The organism is Streptomyces griseoruber (assembly GCF_001514205.1).
Lineage (GTDB): Bacteria > Actinomycetota > Actinomycetes > Streptomycetales > Streptomycetaceae > Streptomyces > Streptomyces griseoruber.
This window is the reverse complement of sequence record NZ_KQ948764.1, coordinates 73680-87710: the sequence shown is the minus strand read 5'-3', so window position 1 is coordinate 87710 and position 14031 is coordinate 73680. Positions and strand designations below refer to the sequence as shown.

At 73.8% G+C, this 14031-nt stretch carries 14 protein-coding genes; 7 read left to right on the top strand and 7 right to left on the bottom strand.

The genetic code is table 11. The annotated features are described in order from the left end of the window. Positions 1 to 36: 36 nt before the first annotated feature. Complete coding sequence (gene ectA / locus AQJ64_RS04770) at positions 37 to 549, bottom strand: diaminobutyrate acetyltransferase (RefSeq protein ID WP_055632138.1); 513 nt, start codon at positions 547 to 549, stop codon at positions 37 to 39. Positions 550 to 820: 271 nt separating this feature from the next. Continuing rightward, positions 821 to 1921, bottom strand: a complete 1101-nt coding sequence (locus AQJ64_RS04765) for a pyridoxal-phosphate-dependent aminotransferase family protein (RefSeq protein WP_059202429.1) — start codon at positions 1919 to 1921, stop codon at positions 821 to 823. A 174-nt stretch (positions 1922 to 2095) separates the two neighbouring features. On the opposite strand from AQJ64_RS04765, the gene AQJ64_RS04760 reads away from it, so the two are divergent. From AQJ64_RS04760 to AQJ64_RS04735, 6 genes are all read left to right on the top strand, one after another. After that, complete coding sequence (locus tag AQJ64_RS04760) at positions 2096 to 2971, top strand: transporter substrate-binding domain-containing protein (protein ID WP_055635674.1); 876 nt, start codon at positions 2096 to 2098, stop codon at positions 2969 to 2971. After that, positions 2968 to 3801 (top strand): amino acid ABC transporter permease, encoded by an 834-nt coding sequence (locus AQJ64_RS04755; protein ID WP_055635693.1) that lies wholly within the window; start codon positions 2968 to 2970, stop codon positions 3799 to 3801. Before AQJ64_RS04760 ends, AQJ64_RS04755 begins: the two co-directional genes overlap by 4 nt. After that, on the top strand, positions 3798 to 4568 hold the full coding sequence (locus AQJ64_RS04750) for an amino acid ABC transporter ATP-binding protein (protein WP_055635675.1): 771 nt from the start codon (positions 3798 to 3800) through the stop codon (positions 4566 to 4568). The genes AQJ64_RS04755 and AQJ64_RS04750 overlap by 4 nt, the downstream gene beginning before the upstream one ends. Before the next feature lie 40 nt (positions 4569 to 4608). Continuing rightward, a complete protein-coding gene (locus AQJ64_RS04745) occupies positions 4609 to 5247 on the top strand; it encodes a hypothetical protein (protein ID WP_055635694.1) in 639 nt (212 codons plus the stop codon). A gap of 5 nt (positions 5248 to 5252) precedes the next feature. After that, positions 5253 to 6347: an amidohydrolase family protein gene (locus AQJ64_RS04740; RefSeq protein WP_055635676.1), complete on the top strand. Its 1095-nt coding sequence runs from the start codon at positions 5253 to 5255 to the stop codon at positions 6345 to 6347. Positions 6348 to 6484: 137 nt separating this feature from the next. Then, positions 6485 to 7393 (top strand): SCO1860 family LAETG-anchored protein, encoded by a 909-nt coding sequence (locus AQJ64_RS04735; protein ID WP_055635677.1) that lies wholly within the window; start codon positions 6485 to 6487, stop codon positions 7391 to 7393. Positions 7394 to 7426: 33 nt separating this feature from the next. Here the strand turns inward: AQJ64_RS04735 and cobC are convergent, their stop codons facing one another. From cobC to cobM, 5 genes are read right to left on the bottom strand one after another with little or no spacing between them, the layout of a single operon-like run. After that, a complete protein-coding gene (gene cobC / locus AQJ64_RS04730; RefSeq protein WP_055635678.1) occupies positions 7427 to 8488 on the bottom strand; it encodes an Rv2231c family histidinol phosphate aminotransferase CobC in 1062 nt (353 codons plus the stop codon). Beyond that, the gene (locus tag AQJ64_RS04725; RefSeq protein WP_055635679.1) at positions 8478 to 9404 is read right to left on the bottom strand and encodes a sirohydrochlorin chelatase; all 927 of its coding nucleotides are present in this window, start codon (positions 9402 to 9404) and stop codon (positions 8478 to 8480) included. Before AQJ64_RS04725 ends, cobC begins: the two co-directional genes overlap by 11 nt. Before the next feature lie 58 nt (positions 9405 to 9462). Next, positions 9463 to 11145, bottom strand: a complete 1683-nt coding sequence (gene cobJ, locus AQJ64_RS04720) for a precorrin-3B C(17)-methyltransferase (protein ID WP_055635680.1) — start codon at positions 11143 to 11145, stop codon at positions 9463 to 9465. After that, positions 11142 to 12377, bottom strand: a complete 1236-nt coding sequence (locus tag AQJ64_RS04715; RefSeq protein ID WP_055635681.1) for a bifunctional cobalt-precorrin-7 (C(5))-methyltransferase/cobalt-precorrin-6B (C(15))-methyltransferase — start codon at positions 12375 to 12377, stop codon at positions 11142 to 11144. The genes cobJ and AQJ64_RS04715 overlap by 4 nt, the downstream gene beginning before the upstream one ends. Beyond that, positions 12374 to 13192, bottom strand: a complete 819-nt coding sequence (gene cobM / locus AQJ64_RS04710; protein ID WP_055635682.1) for a precorrin-4 C(11)-methyltransferase — start codon at positions 13190 to 13192, stop codon at positions 12374 to 12376. Before cobM ends, AQJ64_RS04715 begins: the two co-directional genes overlap by 4 nt. Positions 13193 to 13302: 110 nt before the next feature. Here cobM and AQJ64_RS04705 point away from each other — a divergent pair, with 110 nt between their 5' ends. Beyond that, a complete protein-coding gene (locus AQJ64_RS04705; RefSeq protein WP_055635683.1) occupies positions 13303 to 14031 on the top strand; it encodes a ZIP family metal transporter in 729 nt (242 codons plus the stop codon).

Here is a 14031-nt window from a genome sequence, read left to right as displayed (position 1 = left end):
GAGGCTGACGTTCTTCTCCGCGGCGGTGGCAGGGGGTCAGCGGGGACGGGAGAGGGGTCCGATGCGGTACAGCACCTCGGGATCGTGCGGTCCGTCCGGGAACAGCCCGGCGCCGAACAGCACCTCGCGGCCGACCTCGGCCCCGTGCCGGGCGGCGTACGAGGCGAACAGCCGCTCGGAGGCGGTGTTGCCCGGGGTGATGGTGGTCTCGACGGCCGTGATCGGGCGCTCGGCCATGAGCCGCGCCGTCAGCCCGTCCAGCAGGGCGGCGGCCAGACCGCGGCCCCGGTACGCGGCGTCCACGGCCACCTGCCAGACCAGCAGGGTGCGGGGGTCCGCCGGCCGTACGTACCCGGTGACGAACCCGACCGCATCCCCGCCCTCCGCACGCACCACCGCCGAGGTGCCGGCGAAGTCGCGGCACCACAGCAGATAGCTGTAGGACGAGTTCAGATCCAGGCTTCCCGATTCCCTGGCAATACGCCAGAGTGCGGCGCCGTCGGCCACGGACGGACGGTCGATGCGGAGTTCTGCTGGTGCGGCAGTCATGCGGAAGGAACTTACCCAGGCGAATGAGAAAACGCATGGAGAGGCCGTGGGGATTCCGTGATACAGGTGGGACGTGGGAAGGTTATGCGGCTTTTGTGGTAGCCCAAAAGCCGCATAACGCCCCACCTGTGCAATGTGTCACGCATGTATGAGGGGTGGAGAATCTCCTGGGTTTAGCAGTGGGAAATGAGGGCAGAAGAACTTGGGAATTCCCTGGATTAAGGCGCCGGTAATTCCGTCGATATGTTCCCGGAGAATGTCCGGACCGGCCCTATGCCCAGGCCTCCTCCACCGCCCGCAGCGCCCCCGCCACATCCACGTCCAGCCCCGCCCCGGCCAGCGCGTGCCCCAGTCCCACCAGGCTTCCCCGCACCGCACCCCGCGTCGCATCCACCCCGTAGTGGTTCACCCGGATCATCTCCTTGGCCAGCACGCCCCCGCCCGCCGCCAGCGGCAGCGCCGGATCCACCGCCAGCGCCCGCCCCACCAGCTCCGACGCCACCAGCCCCGCGGGGACCCGCAGGGTCGTGGCCACCGGCGCCGCCTCCGCCGCCCGGTGGACGTACGGCTCCAGACCCCCGCCCAGCGCCACCGCCCCCGCCCGCGTCGCCGCCGCGGCGGTCGCGTGGCGGCGCATCACGGTCGCCGGTCCCTGCGCCTCGATCCGCTCCAGGCACGCCTCCAGCGCCAGCATCTCCAGCTGTGCCGGGGCGTGCGGCAGCGCGGCGCGCCCGCCGTCGATCCACCGCGCCTTCCAGTCCAGCAGGGAGAGGTACGACCGCCGCGGCGCCCGCGGGTTCGCCGCCATCCGGGCCCACGCCCGCTCGCTGACCGACACCGCCGACACGCCCGCGGGCCCGCCCATGGCCTTCTGCGCGCCGATCACGCACAGGTCCACGCCCCACGCGTCCGGCAGCACCGGCTCGGCCCCCACGGAGGCCACGGCGTCCAGGTAGAACAGCGCCCCCCGTTCCTTCACCACCTCGCCGATCTCCGCGACCGGGTTGGTGTTGCCGGTCGCCGCCTCCGCGTGCACCAGCGAGACGAAGTCGATCTCCGGGTGCTCGGTGAACGCCTCCCGGATCCGCGCGGCCGTCACCGCCGTGTGGAACGGCACCGCCAGATCGATCACCGTGGCGCCGCAGTCCCGCAGCCAGTCGCCGAAGGTCTGCCCGTAGGGACCGGTGATCACGTTCAGCGCCACGGTGCCCGGCCCCGCCGTCCCCCGGATCGCCCCCTCCAGCGGCAGCAGCGCCTCCCCCTGCATGATCACGACGTCCTGCTCGGTGCCCAGCAGTCGCGCCACCCGGTCCTCGATCGACGCGAAACGGGCGGCGCTCAGCGGGGCCAGGTCCAGGAACGGGTGCGTCACAGTGGTGCTCTCTTCTCACTCACGGGGTAGAGGTCACGAGAGTAACCGCCACCCCACCCCGACCCCCGACCGGCGACTTCTTAGGTCGAGCAGCCCTGTAACCATCGGTTTGATTTGAGAGACCCAAACATCTCCTTATAATCGGAACCCATAGTTCCCTCACAGGAGGTCCCCGTGAACACCGTCCCCGGCCGCCGGGCCCGCACCCTGCCCCGCGTCCTGGCCGCCCTCACCGCGACGGCCGGTCTGGTGCTCGTGTCCGCCTGCACCTCCAGCGACAGCGGCTCGAGCGGCTCCAAGACCGCCGCCGGCGGGGTCGAGCTGGTCAAGGCCGGACAGCTCACCACCTGCACCCACCTCCCGTACCCGCCCTTCCAGTCGGAGATCGACGGCAAGGTGCAGGGCTTCGACGTCTCGCTGATCGACCTGGTCGCCAAGGACCTCGGAGTGAAGCAGCAGATCCTCGACACGCCGTTCGAGAACTTCAAGACGGGCGCCTTCCTGAACGCGGGCGAGTGCGACCTGGCCGCGGCCGGTATGACCATCACCGCCGAGCGCAAGAAGAACGTCGACTTCTCCGACCCGTACTTCGACGCCACCCAGGCCGTCCTGGTCGACCGGAACGCCGGGGTGAACTCCCTCGCCGACGTGAAGTCCAAGAACGTCAAGCTGGGCGCCCAGGCGCAGACCACCGGCGAGGACTACGCCAAGAAGCAGGGCTTCGACCCGGTCTCCTTCGAGTCCTCCGACGCCGTCCTCAACGGACTGCGCACCGGCCAGGTCAAGGCCGTCGTCATCGACTACCCGGTGGTCCAGGGCTGGCTGAAGGACAAGGCCAACGCCGACGCCTTCGAGGTCGTCGACAACCTCAACACCGGTGAGCAGTACGGCTTCACGGTGAAGAAGGGCAACACCGAACTCCTCGCCGCCATCAACAAGGCGCTCGCCGACGCCAAGGCGGACGGCACGTACAAGAAGCTCTACGAGCAGTGGATCGGCCCCTACGACGCCTCGGCCGCGTCGCCGTCCGCGTCGCCGTCGGCGTCATGACCGCCGCGGACGTACCGATCCAGCCGAAGAAGAAGGGCCTGACCCGGCGCCAGAAGCGCAGACTCTCCCGGGGCGCGCAGTACGTCGTCTTCGTCGCCGCCGTGATCGCCTTCGCGGTCTCGGCGGACTGGGGCCGGCTGAAGAACCAGTTCGCCCAGTGGGACATCGCCCGGCAGATGTTCCCGGACGTCATCACGCTGGCCCTGAAGAACACCGTGCTGTACACGGTGTCCGGCTTCGCCGTCGGACTGGCGCTCGGCATGCTGATCGCGCTGATGCGGCTGTCCTCCGTCGGCCCCTACCGCTGGCTGGCCGGGATCTACATCGAGATCTTCCGCGGGCTGCCCGCCCTGCTGATCTTCATCTTCATCGGCGTGGCCGTCCCGCTGGCCTTCCCCGGCACGGAGATCGTCGGCGGGACGTACGGCAAGGTCGCCCTCGCGCTCGGCCTGGTCGCCGCCGCCTACATGGCGGAGACCATCCGCGCGGGCATCCAGGCCGTCCCCAAGGGGCAGATGGAGGCGGCCCGTTCCCTGGGCTTCTCGCCCGCCCGCGCCATGGTCTCGATCATCGTCCCGCAGGCCTTCCGGATCATCCTCCCGCCGCTCACCAACGAACTCGTCCTGCTCTTCAAGGACTCCTCGCTGGTGCTGTTCCTCGGTGTCACCCTGGAGGAGCGCGAACTGTCCAAGTACGGCCGCGACCTCGCCAGCACCACCGCCAACTCCACCCCCATCCTGGTCGCCGGCCTGTGCTATCTGCTGGTGACCATCCCGCTCGGCTTCGTCGTGCGCCGTATGGAGGCCAAGGCCCAGGAGGCCGTGCGATGAGCCGACCGGAGATCCAGGTCAAGGGCCTGCACAAGTCCTTCGGCGACAACGAGGTGCTGCGCGGCATCGACCTGGAGATCGGCCAGGGCGAGGTCGTCTGCGTCATCGGCCCCTCCGGCTCGGGCAAGTCGACCCTGCTCAGGTGCGTGAACCTGCTGGAGGAGCCGACCAAGGGCCAGGTCTTCGTCGGCGGCACCGAGGTCACCGACCCCGACGTCGACATCGACGCCGTACGCCGCCGTATCGGCATGGTCTTCCAGCAGTTCAACCTCTTCCCGCACCTGACCGTGACCGAGAACCTCACCCTGCCGCAGCGCCGGGTGCTCCGGCGCGACAAGGCCGGTGCCGCCCGGACCGCCGCGGAGAACCTCGAACGCGTCGGGCTCTCGGAGAAGGCGGACGCCTATCCCTCCTCCCTCTCCGGCGGCCAGCAGCAGCGCGTCGCGATCGCCCGCGCGCTCGCCATGGGGCCCGAGGTCATGCTGTTCGACGAGCCGACCTCGGCGCTCGACCCCGAACTCGTCGGGGACGTCCTCGCGGTCATGCGCAGGCTCGCCCGGGAGGGCATGACCATGATGGTGGTCACCCATGAGATGACCTTCGCCCGCGAGGTCGCCGACCGGGTCGTGTTCATGGACGGCGGAGTGGTCGTCGAGGACGGCGCCCCCGCCCAGGTCATCGGCAACCCGCAGAACGAGCGCACGCGTCACTTCCTCTCCCGGCTGCTCGACCCGGCGATGGCGGAGGTGGAGGAGGAGAAGTCCTGACGGAGGCCGGGTGTCAGTGCTCCGTGACAGGCTGCGGAGCATGACCGAGACCACCTCTCTCACGTGGGACGAGACCGTCGCCGTGTTCGAGCGCCGGGGCCTGCCCGAGTCGTCGTACGAGAACCTCTACGACGAGACCTACGACCTGCGCCCCGGCCCCCTCGTGATCCGGGGCGCGCTCGACCTGGGCGCCGAGGACTGGACGCAGGACACGGGCGTCGTCGTCGACGGCGATCTCACCGTCGAGGGCAACCTCCTCACCGTGGACGACGGCTGCCCCGCGCTGATCGTCCTCGGCGACCTCAAGGCGGCCGACGTCTACCTCGAAGGGGACGTGAAGCTGCTGGTGCTGGGCTCGGTCACGGTGGAGGGCGCCTTCATCGGGAACATGACCGAGAAGCTGGTGATGATCCAGGGCGACCTGAAGGCGGCCGTGACCGTGCTGTCCAGCGAGTTCGAACCCGATCTGATAGGCGGCACCCTGCACGGCCCGGTCCTCGCGCCCGCCTACCTCGACCTCGCCCAGGACGTCGACCCGGCCGCCCTCCTGGTCCCGGAGGTGCTGCGCGCCGAGGGCGACGACGACTCCGGCGACCTGCGCTGCTTCGACGCCCCGCGGGTGCACGGCGGCCGGCTGCTGGCCCGTATCGAGGAGGGACTGCCCGTCGTCCTAGGCTGACGCCCATGAGCGATCACGCGGTGCTGCACGTGAAGGGCAGGGTCCTGGCCGGACCCGACGACGTCCGCGACGAACTGTGGGTCGTCGCCGGCCGGATCTCCTACGACCGTCCGGCCGGCGCCCGCGACGTACGGACCGTCCAGGGCTGGGTCCTGCCCGGGCTGGTCGACGCCCACTGCCATGTGGGCCTCGGACCCGGGGGCCCGGTCGGTCCGGACGTCGCCGAGAAGCAGGCGGTGACCGACCGGGAGGCCGGCACCCTGCTGATCCGCGACGCCGGCTCGCCCTCCGACACCCGCTGGGTCGACGACCGCGCCGACCTCCCGAAGATCATCAGGGCCGGCCGGCACATCGCCCGCACCCGCCGCTACATCCGGGGCTACGCCCACGAGATCGAGCCCGAGGACCTCGTCGCGTACGTCGCCCGGGAGGCGCGGCGCGGCGACGGCTGGGTCAAGCTGGTCGGCGACTGGATCGACCGCGAGGCGGGCGACCTGGCCCCCAGCTGGCCCCGGGAGGCGGCCGAGGCGGCCATCGCGGAGGCCCACCGGCTGGGCGCCCGGGTCACCGCGCACTGCTTCGCCGAGAACTCCCTGCGCGACCTCGTCGAGTCGGGCATCGACTGCATCGAACACGCGACGGGCCTCACCGAGGACCTGATCCCGCTCTTCGTCGAGCACGGCGTCGCGATCGTCCCCACCCTCGTCAACATCGCGACCTTCCCCCAGCTCGCCGCGGGCGGCGAGACCAGGTTCCCGCGCTGGTCGGCCCATATGCGCCGGCTGCACGAGCGCCGCTACGACACCGTGCGCTCCGCCCACGACGCCGGCATCCCGGTCTTCGTCGGCACGGACGCCGGCGGCGCCCTCCCGCACGGGCTGGTGGCCGCCGAGGTGGCGGAGCTGGTGACCGGGGCGGGCCTCCCGCCCCTGACGGCGCTCGCCGCGACCACCTGGGAAGCCCGCCGCTGGCTCGGCCGCCCCGGCCTCGACGAGGGCGCCCCGGCCGACCTCGTCGTCTACGACGGCGACCCGCGCGCCGACGTCCGGGTCCTCGCGGCACCCCGCCGGGTGGTGGTCGACGGCAGGGTCGTGGGCTGACCCTCCGTGCCGCACGAGTCGAAGACGTGTGCGGCAAACTCACGTTGGAGTGAACTCCCGTCAGCTCACTGACCGTTCACCCTTCGTACGTAATTCTTGCGGGGTCCCGAAGCGCGTCTCTTCTGGGGGTCCCACCCATGAGCACCCTGTCCTTCCGCCTGCCCGCACGCCGTCTCGCCGTCGTCGCGGCGGCCGGCGCCCTGGCCGCCGGCCCCCCCGCCCTCGCCGGCGCGGGCCCGGCACACGCCACCGACGCCGAGGGGAGCGCGAGCGCCGCCGTCCTGCGCACCGGCCTCGACGTGGCCCTGGCCGACAGAACCGTCGTCATGCCGCTCGCCGTCTCCCTCAACGAGGTGCGGGCACCGCAGAGCGCCGAGAGGACCGCTCTGACCGCCGAACTGGACGGCGTCGACGGCGGGCAGCCCTTCAGCGTCCTGCGCGCCGACGTCGCCGAGGCGAAGGCCGTCGTCGACGGCACCGGGGCCGAGGCCTCCACCCGGCTCGCCCGCGCCCGGCTGCACGTCCCCGGCCTGCCCCTGCTCTCCCTGATCGAGGTCGACGCGGTCAGCTCCACGGCGACCTGCGAGGCGGGGAGGACCCCGGTCGCCACCTCCCGGCTGCCCGGCTCGGTGACGGTCCTCGGCAAGAAGGTCGCGGTGAGCGCCGGCGGCCCCACGGCCGTGAGGGTGCCCGGCGTGGGCGAGGTCCGGCTCGCGTGGTCCCAGCGCGAGACCACCTCCCGCACGGCCGCCGCGACCGCCCTGCGGCTCACCGTCTCCGTCGACCCGCTGAAGCTGAACGTCGCCGAGGTCACCGGCACCCTGACCCTGGCCGAGGCGCGCTGCGCGACCCCGCCCGCGGTCGAGCGGACGGCCGGGCCGAGCCCGACCCCCGAGACCGACGTCAAGCCGCAGAGCGCGCCCGCCGGGGCGGACCTCGCCAGCACCGGCGGCAGCCCGCTCACGCCGTACCTCGCGGGCGCAGCGGTGGCGCTGCTGGCGGCGGGCGGGGGAGCGGTGGCCCTGGCCCGCCGGAACCGCGGCTGAGAGCCCCTCGGAGCCGGGTCCGCGGGCGGGCGGTCAGCGGTGGGCCAGGGCCATCGCCCGGTCCAGGGCCTGGAGGAACGAGTTGACCGTGCTCCGGTCCCGGACCGCGAGCCGCAGCCACTCCTCGTCGAGCCCGGGGAAGGTGTCCCCGCGCCGGACCGCGAACCCCAGGTCCCGCAGATGCCGGCGCACCGCCACCGCCCTCGGCAGCCGGACCAGCACGAAGGGGCCCTCGGCCGGTCCGGCGACCCGCACCCCGTCGGAGGCGAACTCCTCCAGCCCGGCGACGAGATGGGCCCGGTCCGTGGCGACCCGGTGCGCGGCGTGGGCCGCCTCCGCCAGCGCCCGGGGGGAGACGCACGCCTCGGCCGCGGCCAGCGCCGGCGTGGACACCGGCCACAGCGGCTGGGCGCGCTCCAGGGCGGCGACCGTCTCCGGGTCGCCGAGGACGTACCCGATCCGCAGTCCGGCGAGCCCCCAGGTCTTGGTGAGGCTGCGCAGCACCACGAGACCGGGCACGTCCGTGCGCCCGGCGAGGGCCTCGCGCTCACCGGGCACCGCGTCCATGAACGCCTCGTCGACCACCAGCGTCCGCCCCGTCCGGGCCAGCCGCGCGATCGTCTCCGCCGGGTGCAGCACCGAGGTGGGGTTCGTGGGGTTGCCGATCACCACCAGGTCGGCGTCCTCCGGCACCGCCGCCGGATCCAGCCGGAAACCGTCCCCGGCCCGCAGCACCACCCGGTCCACGCTGTGCCCGGCGTCCCGCAGCGCCGCCTCCGGCTCGGTGAACTGCGGGTGCACCACGACCGGCCGGCGCACCTTCGGCGCCCGGGCCAGCAGCACGAACGCCTCCGCCACGCCGGCCGTCAGCAGCACCCGCTCCACCGGCAGCCCGTGCCGCGCCGCCACCGCCGCCCGCGCGGCCCGCCCGTCCGGGTAGGCCGCGAGGCCGGTGAGCGAGGCGGCTATGTGCTCGCGCAGCCAGTGCGGGGGCGTGTCCGCGCGGACGTTCACCGCGAGGTCGACCAGCGCGGAGCCGTCGTCGCGCACCTCGGCGTCCCCGTGGTGCCGGAGATCGTGCCCGTCAGTGCGCATGGGCGTGTCCGCCGTGATGGTGGTGCCCGTGAGGGTGACCGTCGTCGTCGGGGTGGAAGTGCGGCTGCTGCGCCAGGCCCACCTTGTCCTCGAACCCGGGCAGCGCGATCCGGTACACGCACGAGTCGCAGTTCATCCGCAGATCGCCCTTGAGCGCCTCCTCGTACCGCTCCATCACCAGGTCGAGCAGCTCCGGCTCGGGCCCGATGACGTCCGCCGAGCGCACCTCCACCTCCGGGTGCGCGGCCGCCCAGCCCTCGGTCTGCCGGCGCACCCGGTCCGGCAGGATGCCGGTGAAGAGGAAGTAGGGCAGGACGACGATCCGGCGGGCGCCCAGGCGGACGCACCGGTCCAGGCCGCTCGGTACGTCCGGCGCGGCCAGCGACACGAACGCCGTCTCCACGCCCGCGTATCCGCGTCCCTCCCACAGCAGCCGGGCCGCCTTGTGCACCTCGGCGTTGGCGTCCGGGTCCGTCGACCCGCGCCCGACCAGCAGCACCGTGACGTCGGACCGGTCGTCCGGGGTGCGCCCCGCCGGGCTGCCCAGCGCCTCGTCGAGGCGCCGCTCCAGGACGTTCAGCAGCGCCGGGTGCGGACCCAGCGGACGGCCGTAGGTGTACGAGATCCCCGGGTGCCGTTCCTTCTCGCGGGCCAGCGCGGCCGGGATGTCCCCCTTGGCGTGCCCGGCGGACACCAGCATCAGCGGGACGGCGGCGAACCGGCGCACCCCGCGCTCCACCAGCTCGGTCACGGCCTCGCCGAGCGGGGGAGGCGACAGCTCGATGAATCCGCCCGCTACGGGCAGTTCGGGGTGGCGGCGCCCCAGCTCCCGTACGAAGTCGCGGAACGCCTCGGCTCCGGCCTCGTCCCGGGTGCCGTGGCCGGCGATGAGCAGGGCGGGCGGCGGGGTGGTCACTGTTTCTCCTCGGCGGGAACGGGGTGCTTCGAAAGGGTCTGGTCGGGCAGGGGGCCGTTCACTCCGGCTCCTCCTGCCAGCGGTAGCCGCGGGGCGTCACCATGCGCCCCGCGACGGTCCGGGTCGCGGTGTTGCCGACGGTCACGACGGTCATCATGTCGACCGTCGCCGGGTCGAGGGCGGCCAGGGTCGTCACCCGGGCGGTGCCGTCCGGGCGGGAGGCGTTGCGCACCACCCCGACGGGCGTGCCCGGCTCCCGGTGCTCCGCGAGGATCGCGAGCGCCTTGGGCAGCTGCCAGTCGCGGCCCCGCGAGCGCGGGTTGTAGAAGGTGACCACGATGTCCGCCTCGGCCGCCGCCCGCACCCGCCGCTCGATGACCTCCCACGGTGTGTGCAGATCGGACAGGCTGATGGAGACATGGTCGTGGCCGAGCGGCGCGCCGAGCAGCGCGGCCGCCGCCAGCGCCGCGGTCACCCCCGGCACCCCGACCACGTCGATGTCGGCGGAGGCCTCGGCGAGCGCCGGGGAGGCCATGGCGTACACGCCGGCGTCCCCGCTGCCGATCAGCGCGACGGCGTGCCCGCGCCGGGCCTCGGCGACGGCCGTACGCGCCCGCTCCTCCTCGGCGCCCAGGCCCGACTGAAGGATCCGGGTCCCGGGCCGCAGCAGATCGCGGATCTGGTCGACGTACTGGTCGAGCCCGACGAGCACGGAGGCCCGCCGCAGCTCGTCCCTGGCGCGCGGGGTGAGCAGGTCCCGGGCGCCCGGGCCGAGCCCGACCACCGCGAGCCGCCCGCGCCCCGGACGCCGTACGACGGCACAGGTCGCCATCGCGGGGGAGCCGCCCGACTTCCGCTTGGGCACGAGGAGTTCGCCCCCCTCGCGCAGGGCGGCGGCCTCGGCGACGGAGGGGGTGCCGACGGCGGCGAGCGGTGCGTCGGAGGGGTTCGGCACCGCCACGGACGCCAGCTCCCCGGCGGTGTACGTCACCACGGGCACCCCGAGCCGCGCGGCGGCCTCCAGGATGCCGGGCTCCTCGGCCTTGGCGTCCACGGTGGCGAGCGAGGCGACGCTACGAGGGGACAGCCCCGCCTCCCGCAGCGCGCTCTCGATCACCTCCAGGACCTCCTCGGCGGGGGCACCCCGGGACGCGCCGACGCCGACGACGAGGGACGGCGGCCGCAGCAGCACCTCCCGGGCGCCGGGCTCGACCGCGCGGTCCGTGAGCCGTACGACGTACGTCCCCGCGGCGGCGAACGGCAGCGGCGGCAGCGGCCACGCCACCTCCGTCTCCAGCGCCACCGGCTCCCCGTCCAGCAGGGCCCGGGTCACCGCGGCGACCCCGCCCTCCACGGGCAGCCCGAGGGTGTCCAGGCCGGGGATGCCGACGGCGTCCGTCGCCGTGGTCACCACCGGCTGGGCGCCGAGCAACTCGCCCACTTCCAGGGCGAGTTCATTGGCGCCGCCGGCGTGCCCGCCGAGCAGCGGCACGGCGAACCGCCCGCCCTCGTCGACGCAGACCACCCCCGGGTCGGCGGCCTTGCCGCCGAGCAGCGGGGCGACGAGCCGCACCACGGCGCCCGTCGCGAGGAAGCACACGAGCTGCTCGCACTCCGCGAACGCCCGCCGGACGGCGTCCCCCACGGGCCCGTCGTACACGCGCGTGCGGTCCGGCCACGCCACGGCCAGCCGGTCCCGCGCCGCCGCCCCCGCCGCGGTGGCGGAAATGAGGCCGATCACTGAGCTACTCCTTCACTGGACACCGGGGCGCGCACACCCCACAGCAGAAAAACGGGATTGGTCGCCGCGAGCCGGGTCACGTCCCCCGGCAGCGGCGCGAGCCGTGAGGACTGGAGCAGGACGCCGTCCACGTCATACCCGGCGTCCAGCAGCGCGGCCCGCGCCGCCGGCACCCGGTCCAGTGCGGCCAGCGCGACCACCACCGTCCGCCGAGCCCGCCGCGCGCACACGCCCACGATGTCGGCCAGCTCCGCGCCGCCGCCGCCCACGAACACGGCGTCGGGCTCGTCGAGGCCGGCCAGCGCCTGCGGCGCCCGGCCGTGCACGGCGTCGACGTAGACACCGTGCGCGAGGGCGTTGGCGCGGATCCGCTCCACCCCGTCCGCCGCCCGCTCCACCGCGTCGACGGCCGCCCCGAGCCGGGCGCACTCCACGGCCACCGAGCCCGAGCCGGAGCCCACGTCCCACACCAGGTCGCCGGGGCGCGGCCCGAGCCGGGCCAGGGCCAGCGCCCGCACCTCGAACTTGGTGATCATCGAGTCGCGGTGCGCGAAGCCGTCCTCGGCCAGCGCCCACCCGGCCGGGCGGACGGCGGGCCCGGCGAGCGTCCGCACGGGAGAGAGGACCCGGCTCTCGTCCAGACTGAGGACGACACTCACCGCCGTACCCCACTCCCGTTCCGCGGCCTCGGCGGCGGAGATCCGCACCACCCGCTCGCCCTCCGGGTCACCGAGCGCGGAGGCGACCACGAGCGTCCGCCCCGACCGCGCGAGCGCGGCCCCCAGTTCGGCGGGCCCGGCGCCGGGCCCGGTCAGCACGGCCGCCTTCGGATACGCCCGGCACACATGGACCGCCGTCCGCAGATCCCGTCCGTGCGCGCTGACCACGACCGCGTCGTCCCAGGTCAGCCCCAGCCGGGCGAACGCGGTGGCGACCGACGACACCCCGGGGCGCACCTCCAGCCGCGCCGGCCCGAACCGCTCGGCGAGCGCCCGCACGATCCCGAAGAACCCCGGATCGCCCGAGGCCAGCACCACCACCGCCCGGTCCTTCGCGTCGTACTCCGCGATCGTCTCCAGGGCGGGCGCGAGCGGACCGAGGACGATCCGCTCGGCCCCGACGGGCAGCCGCACGGCGTCCAGATGGCGCCGCCCGCCGACGACCAGTTCGGCGCCGGCCAGCTCCTCGGGGCCGGGCGGGGCGCCCGTGCCCGTGCCGATGACCGTGATCACGTACTCGCACCCCGCTCGCGCAGTGCCCGCCGCGCCTCGGGGTCGGCCTTGCGGAAGCCGTGGAAGTGGCCCGGGTGGTACAGGTGCGAACGGGTGCCGTGCGCGTCCAGGGCGGGGCCGACCAGGAAGAGGGTGTGCTTCCAGAGCTTGTGCTCCTTGACCGTCTCCTCCAGCGTGCCGATCGTGCACTTCACGACCAGCTCCTCCGGCCAGGTCGCCTGGTACGCGACCACGACCGGGGTGTCCGTCGGGTAGCCGCCCTCCAGCAGCTCCCGCACCAGCTGTCCGCTGCGGGCGGCCGACAGGAACACCGCCATGGTGGTGCCGTGCCGGGCGAACTCCCGCACCTCCTCGCCGGGCGGCATCGGCGTCTTGCCGCCGCCGAGCCGGGTGAGCACGACGGACTGCGCGACCTCGGGGATCGTCAGCTCACGCCGGGCGAGCGCGGCCACCGCCGAGAACGACGACACACCCGGCACGATCTCGGTCTCGATCCCGAGCGCCTCGCACCGGTCGAGCTGCTCCTGGGTGCCGCCCCACAGGGCCGGGTCGCCGGAGTGGATCCTGGCCACCCTCAGCCCCTCCCGCAGCGCCCGCCCGTACACGGCCACGACGTCCTCCAGGGACATCGTCGCCGAGTCGAGGATCTCCGCACCCTCCCGCGCGTGGTCCAGGACCTCCGCCTGCACCAGGCTCGCGGCCCAGATCACGACGTCCGCCTCGGCGATGGCACGCGCGGCGCGGAACGTCAGCAGATCGGCGGCGCCGGGGCCGGCACCGACGAAGGTCACCTTGCCGGCGGGGGCATCGGCCATGGTCTCGGGTCCTCTCATAACGGGTCACTACGGGGCACAACGGGTCGTGGGGCGGGTCAGGGACGTGGGCGGATGTGCGCGGCCGGGGGCTGATCGGATACGAAGGGCCCATGGCGGTCTTCGTCGCGCTCGGCGCGTTCCTCATGACGCTGGCCGGCGGCTGGACGGCACAGCGTGTCACCGACCGCCGCCATCTCGTCCTCGGCCTGGCCGGCGGCCTCATGCTGGGCGTCGTCGGCCTGGACCTGCTGCCGGAGGCCCTGGACGCGGCCGGCACCGAGGTCTTCGGCGTCCCGGCGGCGCTCCTGCTCTTCGTGGCGGGCTTCCTGCTGGCCCATCTGGTGGAACGCCTGCTCGCGGTACGCCAGGCCGCGCACGGCGCCGACGAGCAGGACGGCCGGGCCCCCGAGGTGGGCCTGACGGCCGCCGCGGCGATGGTCGGCCACAGCGCCATGGACGGCGTGGCGATCGGCGCGGCCTTCCAGGTCGGCGGCGGCATGGGCCTGGCGGTGGCCGTGGCGGTGATCGCCCACGACTTCGCCGACGGCTTCAACACGTACACGATCACGAGCCTGTACGGGAACGCCCGCCGACGGGCCCAGCTCATGCTGCTCGCGGACGCGGCGGCACCGGTGGCCGGCGCGGCGGCGGCGACCGTCGTCACCGTCCCGGAGCAACTGCTCGGCGGCTATCTCGGCCTCTTCGGCGGTGCGCTGCTCTACCTCGCGGCCGCCGAGATCCTCCCCGAGGCCCATCACGAACACCCCGCCCGCTCGACCGTGCTGTGCACGATCGCGGGCGCCGCCTTCATCTGGCTGGTGGTGGGCCTGGCGGCCTGA